Origin of the sequence: Roseomonas marmotae (assembly GCF_017654485.1) — a bacterium.
Classification (GTDB): domain Bacteria; phylum Pseudomonadota; class Alphaproteobacteria; order Acetobacterales; family Acetobacteraceae; genus Pseudoroseomonas; species Pseudoroseomonas marmotae.
Genome location: NZ_CP061091.1, coordinates 1,292,069 through 1,309,727, shown reverse-complemented (window position 1 = coordinate 1,309,727; position 17,659 = coordinate 1,292,069). Strand labels below are relative to the sequence as shown.

The window sequence follows — 17,659 nt, the reverse complement described above, 5'->3', positions numbered from 1 at the left end:
AAAATCACGCGTTCAGATGCCAGGCCCGCACCGCCTCCACGGGGTGCAGCAACATGATGGAACCCAGCACCAGCCCGTCGCGGATCATGAAGGTCACCAGCAGTTCGAGGCCGACGGCCAGCAGCACCCCCCGCCACAACCCGAGCCGGGTGGCCAGTAGGAATCCGGCCAGGACGCAGAGCATATCGCCGGTGGCATTCACGAGGCTGTCGCCGGCATAGCCGGGATCGGCGCCGGTGCTGCCGTAGCGGAGGATCACGAAGGGCGTGTTCTCCGCCATCTCCCACCCCGCCGCCGCCATCAGCGCCACCACGAGCAGCCAGCCCCGCGGCCAATGGCGGGAGGTCAGCCAGAGGATTCCCGCCCATCCTATCCCGTAGATGATGTGCAGCAGCGAGTACCAGTCCAGGAACTGCTGCGAGTTGCCGGGGCCGAGCCTGCCCCAGAGGCGGATGCTGCCGTCCGGCGCCAGGGGCTGCCGGCCCATGGCGAGCATCACCACCCAGGTCGTGCCCATCACCAGCAGCATGGCCGTGAGGTAGACGGGCCAGGAACAAGGTGGCGGCGCCGGGCGGCGGCGGCGGCGCCACCGTTCCAGCAGGGTGATCCGCGAGGCAGCGGAAGCCTGGGCCGGGGAAGGCGGGAATTGGGTAGGTTGATGCAAGGATGAACTCTGCCCTGGCGCGCTGGCCTTTCGCGGTATCCGCCTGCACCAACGGAATGCCGCGGCCGGGGGTTGCCGGCTAATCCGGACGCCCGCGCTCCATCAGGCAGGGCAAGGCCGCGCGCAGCGGCACCGGGGGCTTCCCGGCGAGGATGCGAAGCTTGTCCATCAGGGTCGGCCGGGCGGCGTAGAACCGCTCGATCAACGGCTGCGGCAATCCGTAAAACCGCTCCAGCACGCGGTAGCGGCGCTCCGGCCGCGCGGCGCGGAACAGCATGCGGTTGAGGCGGCGGAAGAAGCTGCGCTGCCGCCAGAGTGCCGTGGAATGGCTCCGCACCAGAGCATTGAGGGATGCGGCGTCCAGGCGCGGCACGGCGGCGATGGCCTCGGCCAGACGCACGGCGTCGGGCAGGGAATAGCCGGTGGTCGGGTGGAACAGCGCCGCCCGCAGCCCCGCCTGGGGTATGGCGGCACGGGACCGCCAGAAGGCGGCGATATCGCCATCCAGCGCCACCGGCAGCACCCCCTCCTCCTCCCGCAGCACCTCACGGATGCGCCAGCCCTGGCTTGCCGCGTATTCGGCGATGGCCGCGCGCAGGGCGGGCGGTTCCAGCGCCGGGCCATCGGCGTAGCGGGTATCCTCGATCAGCAGGCTCCGCTCGCTGAAGGGCAGCACGTAGAGGAACCGGTAGCCGTCGATCTGCGCCACCGTCGCATCCATGACGATGGGCCGCATCAGCCCATGCGGCGCCGCCAGCACAACTTCCTGTCCCAGGAACTTCTGGTAGCCGAGCGCGAGTTCCGGCGCCGGGGCCGGCCCCCTGCCGTCGATTACCGCCCGGGCGTGCAGGATGGTGCCGTCCGCCAGCTCGGCATGGTCGGCGGCCAGCCGCGCCACCGGCGCCTCCAGCCGCACCATCCCCGGCAGGCTGGCCATCAACTGGTCGTGGAACCGCGCGCTGGTGATGCTGGCATAGCCGCTGGAGAGCTGCCGCCGGCGGGCGGGGAAGCGCACCTCGTATCCGTCCCAGCGATGCGCCACCAGCGGCGCGATCCAGGCCCGCTGCGCCGGCGTCAGGTCCTGCTCGAAGAAGGACCAGGTATGGATGCCCCCCAGCGTCGCGCCGGCCTCGACCAGAGCCAGGCGCAGTCCCGGATGCCGCTGCCGCAGCCGCAGGGCGATCAGGCCATTGGCCAGTCCGCCCCCCACCAGCAGCAGGTCGATCTCGTCAAGAGGCAAGGGTCGGGCGGCCATGCCGGAAGCTGGCATGGTGACGGCGGGCCTGCAATCACGCCCGCCAAGCCTATATTCCGACCATGCCTCGTGACAGCACCGCCCTGCCCCTCGCCCCGGCGGCCCGGTTCCGCCCGCCCGCCATCATCCCCGGGCAGGCGGCGATCGGGCTGTCGCTGGCCGCGCTCATCCTGTCGCTCTGGCTGGGCCTGCATGTTCATGGCGTCTATTTCCACCGCTGGCAGGGCTGGGGCTGGGCCCTGGCCCCGGTGCTGGTGGCGGTGCAGACCTGGCTTTCGGTCGGGCTCTTCATCATCGCCCATGACGCCATCCATGGCTCGCTGGCCCCGGGGTGGCGTGGGCTGAACAAGGCGATGGGGCAGCTCTGCGTCGGCCTCTATGCGGGCTTCCGCTACAGGCGGCTGGCTTCCAGCCATCACCGCCACCACGCCGCCTCCGGCACGGAGGGGGACCCGGACTTCCATCCCGGCGCGCCGCGCCGCCTCTGGCCCTGGTTCTTCCGCTTCTTTCTCACCTATTTCGGATGGGCGGAACTCGCGGTACTGACCCTCTGGGTGGCGGGGGCGCTCATGCTGGGCGCGGCCCTGCCCAACCTGCTGGTATTCTGGGCCCTGCCGGCGCTGCTCTCCGCCTTCCAGTTGTTCTTCTTCGGCACCTGGCTGCCGCACCGGCATGGAGAGCCCGGCTTCGAGGACAGCCACAACGCCCGCTCGAACGGCTTTGGCCCGCTGCTATCCCTGCTGACCTGCTTCCACTTCGGGCGGCACCACGAGCATCACCTGTATCCCGAGCTTCCCTGGTGGCGCCTGCCGGACCTGCAGAGCCGCTGACCATCCGGCGGGTGCAAAGGGTTCTGACGGAAGCCGGTCGCGGTGCCTTGTCTTGCCATGTATAGCATTAACGTGGCAGGCAAGCTCCCCGCCCTCCATTTTCATTCCTCGCACAGGCGCTGTCAGCGTAGGAAAACAATGCCTCTGGCCTTCACTCGCTATTCCTCCCGGCATGATGCTGCGGCGCCGGTAAGCGATGCCGCATCCCCAGGCTTCCTGGAAGCCATCGGCATCGCTGCCTATACGACGGACGCGCAAGGCTTCCTGTCGGGCTATAACGAGGCGGCAGCCCAGCTCTGGGGACGCCGCCCGGCGCTGGAGGAGGACCGCTGGTGCGGCTCCTGGCAATTGCTGCGGCCGGACGGGGAACCGATGCCTCATGACCAGTGCCCGATGGCCCTGGCGTTGCGGGAGGGGCGCGCCATCCATGGGCTGGAAGCCGTCATGCTGCGCCCGGACGGCATGCGGATTCCCTTCGCCTCCTATCCAGCGCCGTTGCGGGACCCGGCAGGCCGGCTCATCGGCGCCGTCAACCTGTTGATCGATATCTCCGACCGCAAGGCGGCGGAGGCGACCTCGGCCAATAGCGAGGCGCGGCTGCGCGCGCTGTTCGAGACGACGCCGGAATGCATCACCCTGGTCGGCCCCGATGGCCGGCTGCTGCAGATCAACCCGGCCGGGCTGCAGATGATCGAGGCCGATTCGGGCGCCGCGGTGCATGGCGTGCAGATCGGCCTGCTGATCGCCCCGGAGCACCGGGCCGAATGGCATGCCCATCATGAACGGGTCTGCCGGGGCGAGGCGCTGCAATGGGAATTCGACATCATCGGCCTGCGCGGCACGCGCCGGCGGATGGAGGTCCATGCCACCCCGTTGCAGATGCCCGACGGGCGCTTCGCGCAGCTGGCCATCGCCCGTGACTTCACGGGCCGGAAGCTGGCGGAGGAGCGCCAGCGGCTGCTGATGCGCGAGGTGGACCACCGCGCCAAGAACGTGCTGGCCGTCGCCCTCTCCCTGGTGCGGCTGACCCGCGCCGAGGACCCCCGCCACTTCGCCAAGGCGGTCGAAGGCCGCGTCGCGGCGCTGGCCAACGCGCATAGCCTGCTGGCCGCCGAGGGCTGGAGCGGCGCCGAGCTGCGCCAGGTGGTGCAGGCGGAACTGACCCACCACCTCGCCGCCGGCCGGGCCGATCTGCATGGCGCCTCACTCCGGCTGGTGCCCAGCACGGTGCAGCCGCTTTCCCTGGTGCTGCATGAGCTGGCCACCAATGCCACGCGCTATGGCGCCTTCTCCACCCCGGAAGGGCGGGTGACGGTTTCCTGGCAGATCAACCTGGCCGCCGAGAGCTTCGAGTTGCGCTGGCTGGAACGCGGCGGTCCGCGGCTGCTGGCGCCGCCCAGCCGGCGCGGCTTCGGCTCCAACCTGATCGAGGCCACGGTCCAGGGACAGCTGGGTGGCGAGATCGGCTACTTCTGGGAAGAGGAGGGCCTGCGCTGCGAGGTGACGCTGGGCCTGGAGCACCTGCTGCCCCAGGGGACCAGCGCCAGCATGGAGATGGAGCAGGGCACCGGCGCCGCCACGCCCGAGACCCCGCCGCTGGCCGGCCGTCGCGTGCTGGTGGTGGAGGATGAGGCGCTGATCGCCGCCGAGATCGGGGCCGTGCTGCGGTCCGCCGGCTGCTGCGTGCTGGGCCCGGCCGCGACGGTGGAGCAGGCCATGCGTCTGGCCGAGACCAGCGCGATCGATCTTGCGGTGCTCGACGTCAACCTGGGGGGGCAGGCTTCCTTCCCCGTCGCGGATCTGCTGGCCCGGCGCGGCGTGCCGGTGGTCTTCGCCACCGGTTATGGGGACCTGCCGGACTGGCGCCCCCCCGCTGGCCCGAGCATGATGCTGCACAAGCCGCTGCGGCAGGGCGAACTGGAAGCGGCCCTCTCGCGCATGCTGGCCCTGGCGGTACGAAGCCGGGAGCTCGCGGCGGTCGGCTGAGGCGCGGGCGCCTCAGCGCCCCGCCAGCACCACCAGATAGGCGCAGGGCCGGCCGGAGGCATTCTCGAATGCGCAGTCCAGCGGCGGGCCCAGCACCAGGCAGTCTCCGGCCGCCAGCTGGTGCCGGATGCTGCCTTCATGGAAGAGCAGCTCGCCTTCCAGCACCCAGATGGCATGCGACCAGTCGCGATAGGAGGCGGCCGGGTAGCTGACCCTGGCCCCCGGCGGCAGTTCCACCCGCACCAGTTCCGGCTGCGCGCCCGGCGGCGTGACCGCGCGGCGCAAGTACCCGGTTTCCGGGTCGCGCCAGACCGGCTGCGCGGCGGCACGGGCCAGGCGCCCCCCCTGCCCCGCATCGCCTTCCGCCCGCGCCAGCAGCGTGGACAGCGTCAGTCCCAGCGCGCCCGCCAGACGGCCCAGCAGCGCCGCCGTGGGGCTGGCCTCCGCGCGCTCCACCTTGCTGATCATGGCGCGGGAGACGCCGGAACGCTCCGCCAGCTCGGCGATGGACCAACCTCGCTCCTCCCGCTCCGCCCGCAGGCGGGCGGCCAGGGGAATGGTCAGGTCAGGCGCATCATCGTCTTGTATAGTGTTCATTCATCCAACATAGTGGTCAGTCTGATCTTCTATCATCTCTCCGCCCAGGAGTCTCGCCCGTGACGGACCGGCCTGCATCCGCTTCGCCCCGCATCGGCCACAATGGGGGACCGCCGCTGGAGGAGGAGCCGGAACATGCCACCACCTGGGGCCGGTATGTCTGGCGGCGGGCGCACAAGAAGGCCTGGAAGACCCCACCACGTGAAATCGCCCTGCGCCGGCTTGCGCGGGCAGAGGAACTGGGCATGACCTACAAGGAATACACGCTGGAGATCCTGGAGAGGGGCCGCTACCTGTGACGCAGCCCCGCCGCGAGATCGTCCTCAACGCCTTCGACATGGCCTGTGTCGGCCATATCCAGCAGGGCCTCTGGCGCCACCCACGCGACCGCGCCACCGATTACACCAGGCTGGACCACTGGACCGGCATGGCCCGCACGCTGGAGCGGGGGCTGTTCGACGGGCTGTTCCTGGCGGATGTGCTGGGCATCTACGACGTCTACGGCGGCAGCCCGGATGCGGCGCTGCGCGAGGCGGTGCAGGTGCCGCTGCTGGACCCGATGCTGCTGGTGCCGGCCATGGCGGCGGCGACGCAGCATCTCGGCTTCGGCATCACCTGCAACCTGGCCTATGAGACGCCCTACCTCTTCGCCCGCCGCGTCTCCACACTGGACCACCTGACCGGCGGCCGCGCCGGCTGGAACATCGTCACCGGCTATCTGGACAGCGCGGCGCGGGCCATGGGGCTGCAGCACCAGATGGCGCATGACGACCGCTACGACCTTGCCGACGAGTACATGGACCTCGTCTATGCGCTCTGGGAAGGCAGCTGGGCCGAGGATGCCCGCGCGCGCGGCGCCGCCATGGGCGCCTATGCCGACCCCGGCCGGGTGCGCCCCGTGCATCACCACGGCGCGCAGTACCGGCTGGATGCTATCCACCTCGCGGAACCCTCCCCCCAGCGCACGCCGCTGCTCTTCCAGGCCGGGGCTTCCGACCGCGGGCGGCAATTCGCGGCGCGGCATGCCGAATGCGTCTTCGTCAATGGCGGCGCCAAAGCGGCGGTGGCCGGGCTGGTCGCCGACCTGCGCGCCCGCGCCACCCCGCGCCCGTTGAAGGTGCTGGTGGGCGCCACGCTGGTCATCGGCCGCACCGAGGCCGAGGCACGCGACAAGCTGGAGGATTACCGCCGCCATGCCAGCGCGGAAGGCGCGCTGGCGCATGCCTCGGCCTCACTGGGCATCGACTTCGCCCGCTACGGCATGGACGAGCCGATCGAGACCGGCCCCACCCAGGCCATCCAGTCCAATGTCGAGGCAATGAAGCGCGCCGCCGGCCCGGTCTTCACCAAGCGCGGGCTGATCGACCGCTTCATCCTCGGCAGCCGGCAGCCGCCCATCGTCGGCTCGGTGGAGCAGGTGGCGGAGGCGCTGATCGGCTGGGTGGAGGACGCCGATGTGGACGGCTTCAATCTCTCCCGCACCGTGCTGCCGGAATGCCTGGAGGATGTGGTGGACCTGCTGGTGCCGGCCTTGCAGGAACGCGGCGTCTACAAGCATGCCTATGCCCCCGGCACCTGGCGGGAGAAGCTGTTCGGCACCGGGCCGCGTCTGGCGGCGCCGCACCCGGCAGTAGAGCACCGCTTCGTCTAAGGCACCATGGGCGGGGCTGCAACAGGACCCTCCACCATGCGTTCCAACCGCATGATGAAAGACCCTGCCTCGCCCCACCTCTCGGACCCGCCGCGCCCGGAGCCGGTGCCCGAACTGCCGGGCCTGCCGCCTTCCAACCCCGAGCCCGCCGAACCCCTTGCGCCGACGCCCGCTCCGCCGCCCGGCCCCGGGCCTGAACTGCCGGGCCTGCCGCCCCTGACGCCGGACACCCCGCCGCGGGAGGCGCCGGAAATCGCGCCCACGCTGCCGGAAGTGTCGCCCGGAGAGATCCCGACGGAGGCGCCCACCATCTCGCCACCGGGACCGCAGATGCCGCCGCCGGTGGCGATCACTGACTGACGCGCGGCGCGGCGGGCCGGAATCGCCCGCCCGCTCTGCAACACCCCCTGTCCTCAGGCGTTCGCGCCCCAGGACCCGCCGGGCCAAGCCACCTGGCCCGGCAGCCGAGCAGGAGGGTGAGATGGCGACCACGGTGAGCGATTTCGTCTGGCAGCGCCTGTCCGAATGGGGCGTGGAGCGCGTCTATGGCTATCCCGGCGACGGCATCAACGGGCTGATCGGCGCGCTGGACCGGGCGCAGGACAAGATCCATTTCATCCAGGCGAGACATGAGGAAATGGCCGCCTTCATGGCCGGCGCCCATGCCAAATACACGGGCGAGGTTGGCGTCTGCCTCGCCACCTCCGGCCCCGGTGCCATCCATCTGCTGAACGGGCTTTATGACGCGCGGCTCGACCACATGCCCGTGCTGGCCATCGTCGGCCAGCAGGCGCGCGCAGCGCTGGGCGGACATTACCAGCAGGAAGTGGACCTGCTGAGCCTCTTCAAGGATGTGGCCGGCGCCTTCGTGCAGCAGGCCAGCGTGCCGGAACAGGTGCGCCACCTGATCGACCGCGCCATGCGCACGGCCATGGCGGAACGCCGCATCGCCTGCATCATCCTGCCCAATGACTTGCAGGAGCTGGACGCGGTGCCCGTGCCGCCGCATCAGCACGGCACCATCCATTCCGGCGTGGGTTATGAAAAACCGCTGATTCTGCCAGCGCAGTCGCAGTTGCAGCGCGCGGCGGAGGTGCTGAATGCCGGCGGCAAGGTGGCCATGCTGGTAGGCGCCGGCGCGCTGGAGGCGACCGACGAGGTGATCTCGGTGGCCGACCGGCTGGGGGCGGGTGTCGCCAAGGCGCTGCTGGGCAAGGCGGCGGTGCCGGATGACCTGCCCTGGGTGACGGGCTCCATCGGCCTGCTGGGCACCAAGCCCAGTTGGGACATGATGATGGAATGCGACACGCTGCTGATGGTCGGCAGCGGCTTCCCCTATTCCGAGTTCCTGCCGAAGGAAGGCCAGGCGCGCGGCGTGCAGATCGACCTGAAGGGCGACATGCTGAGCCTGCGTTACCCGATGGAGGTGAATCTCCAGGGTGACAGCCGCGCCACGCTGGAAGCCCTGCTGCCGCTGCTGAAGCAGAAGACCGACCTCTCCTGGCGCCAGAAGATCGAGAAGAATGTCGCGGAGTGGTGGAAGACGCTGGAAGCGCGCGCCATGCACGCGGCCGAGCCGCTGAACCCGCAGCGCGTCTTCTGGGACCTTTCGCCACGCCTGCCGGACCGTTGCATCATCGCCGGCGACAGCGGCTCCCACACCAACTGGTATGCGCGGGACGTGAAGATCCGGCGCGGCATGAAGGCCACCCTCTCCGGCGGGCTGGCGACCATGGGCTCCGGCGTGCCCTATGCCATCGGCGCCAAATTCGCCTATCCCGACCGCCCCGTGCTGGCCATCTGCGGCGATGGCGCCATGCAGATGAACGGCATGGCGGAGCTGATCACGGTCGCCAAATACTGGAAGGAATGGGCCGATCCGCGGCTGGTGGTGCTGGTGCTCAACAACCGCGACCTGAACCAGGTGACCTGGGAGCAGCGCGTGATGGGCGGCGACCCGAAATTCCTGGGATCGCAGAGCCTGCCCGACGTGCCCTACCATAAATTCGCCGAGCTGATCGGCCTGAAGGGCATCTTCGTCGACAACCCCGACGATGTGGCCGGAGCCTGGGAGGCCGCCTTCGCCGCCGACCGGCCGGTGGTGCTGGAAGCCTTCACCGACCCCAATGTGCCGCCGCTGCCGCCGCATATCACGCTGAAGCAGGCCCGCGCCTTCGCCTCCTCCATGTTCGGCGAGCCGGAACTGGGCGGCGTGCTCCGCAACACGGCGCGGGAGGTGCTGGCCTCCGTCCTGCCGGGCTCCCTGGGCAAAGGCGGCTGACCGGCGGGCTGGCGCGCCGGGGCAACTCGACGCCCGGCGCGCCGCGGCGCTAGGCTTGGACATGCCGCCCCCCGGGGCCGGCCTGCGCCGCCGGACGGCGGCGCAGCCACCAGGGGGATGCCTCGGACACCATGCCTCTTCAGCGTTCCGGCACGGAGAATGCGCGACTCGGCATCGTGCTGATGGTGCTCGCCATGTTCGTCTTCGGCTGCCAGGACGCGCTCTCGCGCCATCTGGCCGGGCACTACAACATCATCCTGATCCTGGTGCTGCGCTTCTGGTTCTTCGCGCTGTTCGTGGCCGTCATGGCCATGCAGGCGCGCGGCGGCATCCGGCGCGTCGCCACCAGCCGCCGGCCGATGGTCCAATTGGCACGCGGGCTGGCGCTCACGGTGCAGCTCGTCCTGATCATCCAGGCCTTCGTTCATGGCGGGCTGGTGGAGACCCATGCCGTCTTCGCCTGCTACCCGCTGATGATCGCCGGCCTCGCTGGCCCGCTGCTGGGGGAGCGGGTGACGGCGCGGCGCTGGCTGGCCATCGGCATCGGCGCGCTCGGCGTGCTGGTCATCCTGCGGCCGGGCTCCGGGGTCTTCAGCCCCGCCTCCCTGCTGGTGCTGGCGGCGGCGGTCATCTTCGCTCTCTATTCGCTGCTGACCCGGCTGGCGGCGCGGCACGACCCGCCGGAAACCAGCTTCTTCTATCTCGGCACCATCCCCGCCGTCATCTTCACCCTGCTCGCCCCCTTCTACTGGCAGCCGCTGGCCGGTGCCGACTGGTTCTGGATGGCGCTGCTCTGCGTCACCGGCGCGCTCGGCCACTACATGCTGATCCGGGTCTATGACCTCGCCGAGGCCAACACGGTGCAGCCGCTGGCCTATTTCCAGCTGATTTTCGCCTCCGCCATGGGCATCATCATCTTCGGCGAGCATCTGGCCTGGACCACGGTGGCGGGCACCGCCCTGGTCATCGCCGGCGGGGTGGTGACGCTGCCGCTGCGCCGGCGCGCGGCCCAGCCGGCCGACTCCTGATGCACCCCGACCGGCGCCTCGACCCGGTCAGCCTGCGCCTCTTCCGCGCGGCGGTGGACGAACGCAGCCTGGCCCAGGCGGCCGAGCGGGAATGCATCGCCCTCTCCGCCGCCAGCCGCCGTATCGCCGAGCTGGAGGCGCGGCTGGGCACGGTGCTGCTGCGCCGGCACGACCGCGGCGTCACGCCCACCGCGGCGGGCGAGGCGCTGATGACGCATCTCGGCACGCTCTTCGACCTCTTCGACCGCATCGGCGCGGATATGGATGCCTTCGCCTCCGGCGCGCGGGGGCATGTGCGGCTGCAGGTCAACATGTCCGCCGTCTCCGGCTTCCTGCCGGAGGCCCTGGCCGGCTTCATGCCCGCCCACCCCCGCATCCGCCTGACGCTGGAGGAGCGCTACAGCGAGGAGATCCGCCATGCCGTGCAGACCGGCGTGGCCGATATCGGCCTGCTCTCCGGCACCGTGCCGACGCCGGGCCTGCACCGCCTGCCCTGGCGGGAGGACCGGCTGATGGTGGTGCTGCCCGAGGAGCACCCGCTGCTGGCGCGGGAGGCGCTGACCATCGCCGACCTGGATGGCGTGCCCTTCGTCGGCCAGCCGGCCGAGACAGCCTTGCAGAAACTCTATCGCCAGCGCGCCGCCGCGGCGGGGATCGAGCTGAACGAGCGGGTGAATGTCTCGGGCTTCGACGGGGTGCGGCGGATGGTGCAGGCGGGGCTGGGCCTGGCCATCCTGCCGGCCACCGCCGCCCTGCCCTATGCGGCGGCCATGCGCCTCGCCCTGCGCCCGCTGGCCGAGGACTGGGCCGAGCGCCCGCTGGTGCTCTGCACCCGCGACCCGCGCACCCTCTCCGCCGCCGCGCGGCTGCTGGTGGCGCATCTGACCCGCCCGGCGCCCGGCTGAGCGGCGCGAAACCTGCCTTGCCGAAAGAGGCATGGCCTCCGGACCGGCCCAAGGGCATCCTCCGCCCCAAAGAAAAACCCGGAGGACCGTCCATGCCCTTGACCCGGCGCCATGCCCTTGCCGCCCTTTCCCTGCCGCTGGCAGCCGCCCTGCCCGGCCCCGCCCGCGCGCAGGCGCCCGGCGCTGCCGGCACCATCACCCTGATCGTCCCCACCGCCCCCGCCGGCACCACCGATTTCGCGGCGCGGCTGCTGGCGGAACCGCTGACCCAGGAACTCGGCCAGACGGTCGTGGTGGAAAACCGCGCCGGGGCCAATGGCGCGCTGGGCACCGGCCATGTCGCCCGCGCCAGGCCGGATGGGCTGACCCTGCTGGTGCAGTATTCCGGCTACCATGTCGGCTCTCCGGCCGTGGTGCCCAATCTCGGCTATGACGTGAAGCGGGACTTCGCCCCCATGGCGCTGCTGATGGACAGCCCGCAGGTGGTCTTCTGCAATCCGCGCCTGCCGGCGAAGACCCTGGCCGAGCTGATCGCCCATGCCAAGGCCAATCCGGGCAAGCTGAACTACGCGTCCTCCGGCAATGGCTCGATGCAGCATCTGGGCACGGAGCTGCTGAAGCAGCGCGCGGGTATCGACCTCGTGCATGTGCCCTATCGCGGCACCGGGCCAGTGACGCAGGACCTGCTGGCCGGGCGCGTGGAGCTGTTCATGACCACGCCGCCGCCGCTGATGCCCTTCGTGCGCGATGGCTCGCTGCGGGCCCTGGCCATCACCTCCGCCGAGCGGCATCCCGCCCTGCCGGATGTGCCGACCCTGGCAGAATCCGGCCTGCCGGACCTGACGATCATCGCCTGGTTCGCCGTCTTCGCGCCCGCCGCCACCCCGGCCCCCGTGCTGGCGCGGCTGACCCAGGCCATCGACAAGGTCGTCGCCACGCCGGAGTTCCGCCGCAAGGCGGAGGAACAGGGCGCGGTGATCCGGCCCATGTCCCCGGCCGATCTGGGCCGGCGCGTCGTGGCAGAGCTGGACGAATGGACGCGCGTGGTGCGCTCGGCCGGCATTCAGGCGGAGTGAGGGAGATGGAGGGGATGGGCATGATCGAACCGGCGGCCGGCACGCAGCGGACGGAGGGCGGCCCCCTGGCGGGGCTGCGGGTGCTGGAACTCGGGCATTTCGTGGCCGCCCCCTTCGCCACCCGCCTGCTGGCCGACCTGGGCGCCGAGATCATCAAGGTGGAGCCGCCGGGCGGCGACCCCGTGCGGCAATGGGGCGCCAAGGTGAATGGCCATGCCCCCTGGTGGAGCGTGCATGCCCGCAACAAGCGCTGCATCAGCCTGGACCTGAAGAAGCCCGAGGCGCGGCAGGTGGTGCTGGACCTCGTGCGGCATTGCGACGCGGTGGTGGAGAATTTCCGCCCGGGGCAGCTGGCCCGGATGGGACTGGGCGAGGAGGTGCTGCGCGGCATCCGGCCGGACCTGATCATCGCCCGCATCTCCGGCTACGGGCAGGACGGCCCCTACCGGGACCGCGCCGCCTTCGGCGTGATCGGCGAGGCGATCGGCGGCATCCGCCACCTGACGGACCATCCGCCCGGCACCTCCGATCTGCCGCCGGTTCGCGTGGGCGTCAGCCTGGGGGATTCGGTGGCCGGCATCTATGCCGCGCTGGGCGTGGTGGCGGCGCTGTGGCGGCGGGAGCGCGTGGCGGCCCAGGGCGGCCAGCAGCGCGGCGGCGATGTGGATGTGGCGCTGACCGAGGCCGTGCTGAGCCTGCTGGAAGGCGGGCTGCCGGAATACGGCACCATGGGCACCATCCGCCAGCCCGGCGGCGGCGGCATCGCCACCGCCGCGCCCAGCAATGCCTATCGCGCCCGGGATGGCGTCTGGATGCTGATCGCGGCCAATTCCGACCCGCTCTTCCGCAAGCTCTCGGCGGTGATGGGGCAGCCAGGCCTGTCGGAGGACCCGCGCTTCAAGGGCAACCAGGCCCGCGTGGCCCATAGCCGGGAACTGGATGCGCTGATCGGCGCCTGGGCCGCCGGCCTGGATGCCGATGCGCTGGAGGCGGCGCTGGTGGAGGCCGATATTCCCTCTACCCGCGTCTATACCATGGCCGATATCGCCGCCGACCCGCAGTTCCGCCACCGCGGCATGGTGCAGGAGGTGCAGGACCCGCTGATCGGCCCCACCCTGCATCCCGGCGTCGTGCCGCGCATCGACGATACCCCCGCCACGCCGCGCAGCACCGGCCCGGCCGTGGGCACCGACAACGATGCCGTGCTGGGCGGGCTGCTGGGCTATGACGGCCAGCGCATCGCGGCGCTGCGCGAGGGTGGCGTGCTGTGAAGGCGGCGCTGATCGAGGTCGCGCCGCGCGACGGCTTCCAGCCCATCGGCCCCTTCATCCCGACGGAGGAGAAGGCCTCCTTCATCGCGGCCGCCCATGCCGCCGGGCTGCGGCGGATCGAGGTGGGCTCCTTCGTCAATCCCGCCGCCATCCCCCAGCTCCGCGACACCGCCGAGGTGCTGCGCCAGACCGCGCATCTGGATGGGCTGGACGCGCAGGTGCTGGTGCCGAACGCGCGCGGCGTGGCCCTGGCGCTGGAAGCCGGGGCGCGGCACCTCGTCTATGTCATCTCGGCCTCCGAGGCGCATAACCGCGCCAATGTCCGGCGCGACGTGGAGACCTCGATCCGCGAATATGGGGATGTGGTGGCAGGCCTGCCGCCGGGCATCCGGCTGCGGCTGAACCTCGCCACCGCCTTCGACTGCCCCTTCGACGGGCGGATGGACCAGGCGCTGGTGCTGGACCGGCTGGAGCGCATCCTGGCGCATCGGCCGGATGTGGAGGTGGGGCTCTGCGACACCACCGGACGCGCCGATCCCGAACATGTCTTCTCCCTCGCCGCCGCCTGCCTGGAACGCCGGGGGGCGCCGACGCGCTGGGTCTTCCATGGCCATGACACCTATGGCCTGGGGCTGGCCAATGTGATGGCGGCCTGGCGCGCCGGTATCCGGGCCTTCGACGCGGCCTTCGGCGGCCTGGGCGGCTGCCCCTTCGCCCCCGGCGCCACCGGCAATACCGCGACCGAGGATGTGGTCTGGATGTTCCACCGCATGGGCGTGGAGACCGGCGTGGACCTGGAGGCCCTGGTGCGGCTGGCCGGCCGCGCGGCGGCGCTGCCGGGCGCCTCGGCCGGCGGGCGCGTCAGGGCGGCGATGACGGGTGGCTGCGGCTGAGCGCGGATACCGGGGAGCAGCCTCCCGCCATGGGGCTGCTCCCGGACTAGTGGCCCTCCATCAGCGGGCGGATGCCATCGATGACGAACTGCACGGCCAGGGCCGTCAGGAGGATGCCGAGCAGGCGCGTCATCACCAGGCTGCCGGTTCTGCCGAGCAGCCCGACGATCCGGCCCGCCACCAGGAAGGCCAGGAAACACAAGGCCATGACGAAGCAGAGCAGGAGGAGCAGCGCGAGAAGCGCCAGGGCATTTCCATCGGTACGGGAGGAGAGCAGGATGAGCGCCGTGATGGCGCCCGGCCCGGCCATGAGCGGAATGGCCAGCGGAAAGGCGGCAATGCTACGGGCATGCTCGTCGATGGCGGCATCCGCCGTCTCCTGCTTGCGCTCCGTCCGCCGCTCGAAGACCATCTCAAACGCGATCCAGAAAAGTAGCAGGCCGCCGCCGATCCGGAAGGCCGGAAGGCCGATTTCAAGCCAGTCGAGAAGCTGCCGGCCGGCGATGGCGAAGAAGATGAGGATGCCCGTCGCGATCAGCGTGGCCCGCAGCGCGACGCCACGGCGCTCCCCGCCGCTCATGCCATGGGTGAGCGACAGGAAGATCGGGGCCAGACCGACAGGGTCCACCGTCACGAGCAAGGTGACGATCGTGGAAAGCATAAGATCAAGATCGATCATGCGGCCATCAACACCTGCCCTCCGCAGGAGTTTGGCGCCGGAAACCTGACGCATACCGCGCGTGCGGAGCGCGCGTCCTATGACGGCCGCGCCTCCGCCTCGGCCCCTCTAATATGGCAGTGCTGACGCAACGGGTGCGGCGCTGTTTTCGGACAATCGGTTCGTTCCGGGCAACCAACCACTGAGGCGCCTGTTTGAGCCCTACGAAACTCTGTCGCTGTGCGGGCGGAATACGCGGCCTGCGATGCCAGAAGGTGGTGCTCAGCACATGGCCGATACCGAACCCAAAGGAGCCCAGGTCCAGGTCGCCAATGCGCGGCCGGAGGATGTGGGAACAGGCGTCGCGCGCGTCAGCCGCCGCGTGATGCAGACTCTGGGCCTGCAGCCCGGCGGGATCCTGGAAGTGATCGGCCAGCGCCACACGGCGGCCATCGCGATCAATCCTTATCCCGAGGACGAGGATCTCGAGATCATCCGCCTCGACGGCCTGCAACGCGCCAATGCCGGCGCCACGGCCGGCGAGCGCATCGAGGTGCGGCAGGCGCAGATCAAGCCGGCGACGCGCGTGACCCTAGCCCCGGCGCAGAAGAACCTGCGCCTCTCCGGCTCCGGCGACGCCCTGCGGCGGACCTTCATGGGCCGGCCGATGGTGTCGGGCGATGTCATCTCCACCTCCGCCTACCAGCGGAGCAGCGCGGGCGGGATGCCGGATGAGTTCTTCCGCCAGTTCCACGATCGCCAGGCTTATGCCTTGCAGGAGATCCGGCTGAGCGTCGTCGGCACCTCGCCCAAGGGCATCGTGCGGATCGAGCCGGGGACCGAGATCGAGCTACTGCCGCAATATGTGGAGCCGAAGGAGACCCGCCGGGCGGATGTCACCTATGACGACATCGGCGGCCTCGGCTCCGCCGTCGACCAGGTGCGGGAGATGGTGGAGCTGCCGCTGCGGCATCCCGAGCTGTTCCAGCGCCTTGGCATCGACCCGCCGAAGGGTGTCATCCTGCATGGCCCGCCGGGCACTGGCAAGACGCTGCTGGCCAAGGCGGTCGCCAATGAATCCGAAGCCTCCTTCTTCAGCATCGCCGGCCCGGAGATCATGGGCAGCCATTACGGCGAATCCGAGCAACGTCTGCGCGACATCTTCCAGGATGCCGGCAAGCGGGCGCCCTCCATCATCTTCATCGACGAGATCGACAGCATCGCCCCGAAGCGGGAGGAGGCCAGGGGCGAGGTGGAACGCCGCATCGTCGCGCAGCTGCTGACGCTGATGGACGGGCTGGAGCCGCGCCAGAACGTGGTGGTCATCGCCGCCACCAACCGAGTCGACGCCATCGATGAGGCACTGCGCCGGCCCGGCCGCTTCGACCGCGAGATCGTCATCGGCGTGCCGGACCAGGACGGGCGGCGGCAGGTGCTGGCCATCCATACCCGCGGTATGCCGCTGGGCGAGGATGTCGATCTCGATGCCCTGGCGCGCATGAGCTACGGCTTCGTCGGCGCCGATCTTTCGGCCCTGGCGCGGGAGGCCGCCATGGACACGGTGCGCCGCGCCCTGCCGCAGATCAATCTGCGCGATGGCATCCCGCCGGAAGTGCTGGCGGGCATGCGTGTCTGCCGCGCGGATTTCGAGAATGCGCTGAAGCGCATCCAGCCTTCCGCGCTGCGCGAGATCATGATCCAGATTCCGAATGTCGGCTGGAACGATATCGGCGGCGTCGGCGCGGCGCGCGAGCAGCTGCGCGAGGGTGTCGAACTGCCCCTGCGGCATCCGGATTCCTTCCGGCGCCTCGGCATCCGCCCGGCCAAGGGCTTCCTGCTTTTCGGGCCGCCCGGCACGGGAAAGACGCTGATGGCCAAGGCCGTGGCGCGCGAGGCGAATGCCAATTTCATCGCCACCAAATCGTCGGACCTGCTGTCGAAGTGGTACGGGGAGTCGGAGCAGCAGGTCACCCGCCTCTTCGCGCGCGCCCGGCAGGTGGCGCCGACCGTGATCTTCATCGATGAGATCGACAGCCTGGTACCGGCACGCGGCGGCGGACTGGGCGAGCCGCAGGTGACGGAGCGGGTGGTGAATACCATCCTCGCCGAGATGGACGGGTTGGAGGAGCTTCAGGGCGTGGTGGTGATCGGCGCCACCAATCGCCCGAACCTGCTGGACCCGGCGCTGCTGCGGCCCGGGCGCTTCGACGAGCTGGTTTATGTCCCCGTGCCGGACGAGGAAGGCCGGGCGCAGATCCTGCGCATCCAGACGCAAGGCATGCCGCTGGCCGATGATGTGGACCTCGCGGAGATCGCGCGCCGCACCCAGGGCTATACCGGCGCGGATCTGGGCGACATCGTCCGCCGTGCCGGTCTTTCTGCCCTCCGTCAGGATCTCGGCGCGTCAGTGATCGGCCTCGCCGAGTTCGAGAAGGCGCTGGCCGAGACGAGGGCTTCTGTCACGCCGGAGATGGAGCAGCAGTACGAGGAGCTGCGCAAGAACCTGAAGCAGCAAGGTCCTATGCGGCGGCGGCAGATCGGCTTCGATATCGGCAGCGGGTAAC

General features: G+C 70.4%; 16 protein-coding genes. 12 read left to right on the top strand and 4 right to left on the bottom strand.

Annotated elements, in window-relative coordinates; all coding sequences use genetic code 11:
* Window positions 1-4: 4 nt before the first annotated feature.
* Complete coding sequence (locus IAI58_RS06210) at window positions 5-664, bottom strand: DUF2585 family protein (RefSeq protein WP_207445092.1); 660 nt, start codon at window positions 662-664, stop codon at window positions 5-7.
* A 79-nt stretch (window positions 665-743) separates the two neighbouring features.
* Window positions 744-1,919, bottom strand: coding sequence for a lycopene beta-cyclase CrtY (crtY, locus tag IAI58_RS06205; protein WP_207445093.1), 1,176 nt, complete (start codon window positions 1,917-1,919; stop codon window positions 744-746).
* Window positions 1,920-1,981: 62 nt separating this feature from the next.
* On the opposite strand from crtY, the gene IAI58_RS06200 reads away from it, so the two are divergent.
* Both IAI58_RS06200 and IAI58_RS06195 read left to right on the top strand, forming a co-directional pair.
* Window positions 1,982-2,749 (top strand): fatty acid desaturase, encoded by a 768-nt coding sequence (locus IAI58_RS06200; protein ID WP_207445094.1) that lies wholly within the window; start codon window positions 1,982-1,984, stop codon window positions 2,747-2,749.
* A gap of 138 nt (window positions 2,750-2,887) precedes the next feature.
* Window positions 2,888-4,735, top strand: coding sequence for a PAS domain-containing protein (locus IAI58_RS06195; RefSeq protein ID WP_207445095.1), 1,848 nt, complete (start codon window positions 2,888-2,890; stop codon window positions 4,733-4,735).
* Window positions 4,736-4,747: 12 nt separating this feature from the next.
* On the opposite strand, the gene IAI58_RS06190 is transcribed toward IAI58_RS06195, so the two are convergent.
* A complete protein-coding gene (locus IAI58_RS06190) occupies window positions 4,748-5,332 on the bottom strand; it encodes a helix-turn-helix domain-containing protein (protein ID WP_207445096.1) in 585 nt (194 codons plus the stop codon).
* Between the two features lie 59 nt (window positions 5,333-5,391).
* Here IAI58_RS06190 and IAI58_RS06185 point away from each other — a divergent pair, with 59 nt between their 5' ends.
* The 9 genes from IAI58_RS06185 (at window position 5,392) to IAI58_RS06145 (ending at window position 14,437) form a co-directional block, all read left to right on the top strand.
* A complete protein-coding gene (locus IAI58_RS06185; protein ID WP_207445097.1) occupies window positions 5,392-5,631 on the top strand; it encodes a hypothetical protein in 240 nt (79 codons plus the stop codon).
* On the top strand, window positions 5,628-6,983 hold the full coding sequence (locus IAI58_RS06180; RefSeq protein ID WP_272877187.1) for an LLM class flavin-dependent oxidoreductase: 1,356 nt from the start codon (window positions 5,628-5,630) through the stop codon (window positions 6,981-6,983). The genes IAI58_RS06185 and IAI58_RS06180 overlap by 4 nt, the downstream gene beginning before the upstream one ends.
* 36 nt (window positions 6,984-7,019) lie before the next feature.
* On the top strand, window positions 7,020-7,343 hold the full coding sequence (locus IAI58_RS06175; protein WP_207445098.1) for a hypothetical protein: 324 nt from the start codon (window positions 7,020-7,022) through the stop codon (window positions 7,341-7,343).
* Between the two features lie 121 nt (window positions 7,344-7,464).
* On the top strand, window positions 7,465-9,264 hold the full coding sequence (locus IAI58_RS06170) for a thiamine pyrophosphate-requiring protein (RefSeq protein ID WP_207445099.1): 1,800 nt from the start codon (window positions 7,465-7,467) through the stop codon (window positions 9,262-9,264).
* 131 nt (window positions 9,265-9,395) lie between these two features.
* Window positions 9,396-10,292 (top strand): DMT family transporter, encoded by an 897-nt coding sequence (locus IAI58_RS06165; RefSeq protein WP_207445100.1) that lies wholly within the window; start codon window positions 9,396-9,398, stop codon window positions 10,290-10,292.
* The gene (locus tag IAI58_RS06160; RefSeq protein ID WP_207445101.1) at window positions 10,292-11,197 is read left to right on the top strand and encodes a LysR family transcriptional regulator; all 906 of its coding nucleotides are present in this window, start codon (window positions 10,292-10,294) and stop codon (window positions 11,195-11,197) included. The genes IAI58_RS06165 and IAI58_RS06160 overlap by 1 nt, the downstream gene beginning before the upstream one ends.
* Window positions 11,198-11,289: 92 nt before the next feature.
* The gene (locus tag IAI58_RS06155; protein ID WP_207445102.1) at window positions 11,290-12,273 is read left to right on the top strand and encodes a Bug family tripartite tricarboxylate transporter substrate binding protein; all 984 of its coding nucleotides are present in this window, start codon (window positions 11,290-11,292) and stop codon (window positions 12,271-12,273) included.
* A gap of 20 nt (window positions 12,274-12,293) precedes the next feature.
* Entirely contained in the window at window positions 12,294-13,544 is a 1,251-nt protein-coding gene (locus IAI58_RS06150) for a CaiB/BaiF CoA transferase family protein (RefSeq protein WP_237182161.1), read from the top strand.
* On the top strand, window positions 13,541-14,437 hold the full coding sequence (locus IAI58_RS06145) for a hydroxymethylglutaryl-CoA lyase (protein ID WP_207445104.1): 897 nt from the start codon (window positions 13,541-13,543) through the stop codon (window positions 14,435-14,437). The genes IAI58_RS06150 and IAI58_RS06145 overlap by 4 nt, the downstream gene beginning before the upstream one ends.
* A 46-nt stretch (window positions 14,438-14,483) precedes the next feature.
* Here the strand turns inward: IAI58_RS06145 and IAI58_RS06140 are convergent, their stop codons facing one another.
* On the bottom strand, window positions 14,484-15,116 hold the full coding sequence (locus IAI58_RS06140) for a MarC family protein (protein WP_207445105.1): 633 nt from the start codon (window positions 15,114-15,116) through the stop codon (window positions 14,484-14,486).
* A 268-nt stretch (window positions 15,117-15,384) separates the two neighbouring features.
* On the opposite strand from IAI58_RS06140, the gene IAI58_RS06135 reads away from it, so the two are divergent.
* Window positions 15,385-17,658 carry a CDC48 family AAA ATPase gene (locus tag IAI58_RS06135; RefSeq protein WP_207445106.1) on the top strand — a complete coding sequence of 758 codons (2,274 nt, stop codon included), beginning with the start codon at window positions 15,385-15,387 and terminating at the stop codon, window positions 17,656-17,658.
* The last annotated feature ends 1 nt before the right edge of the window (window position 17,659 follow it).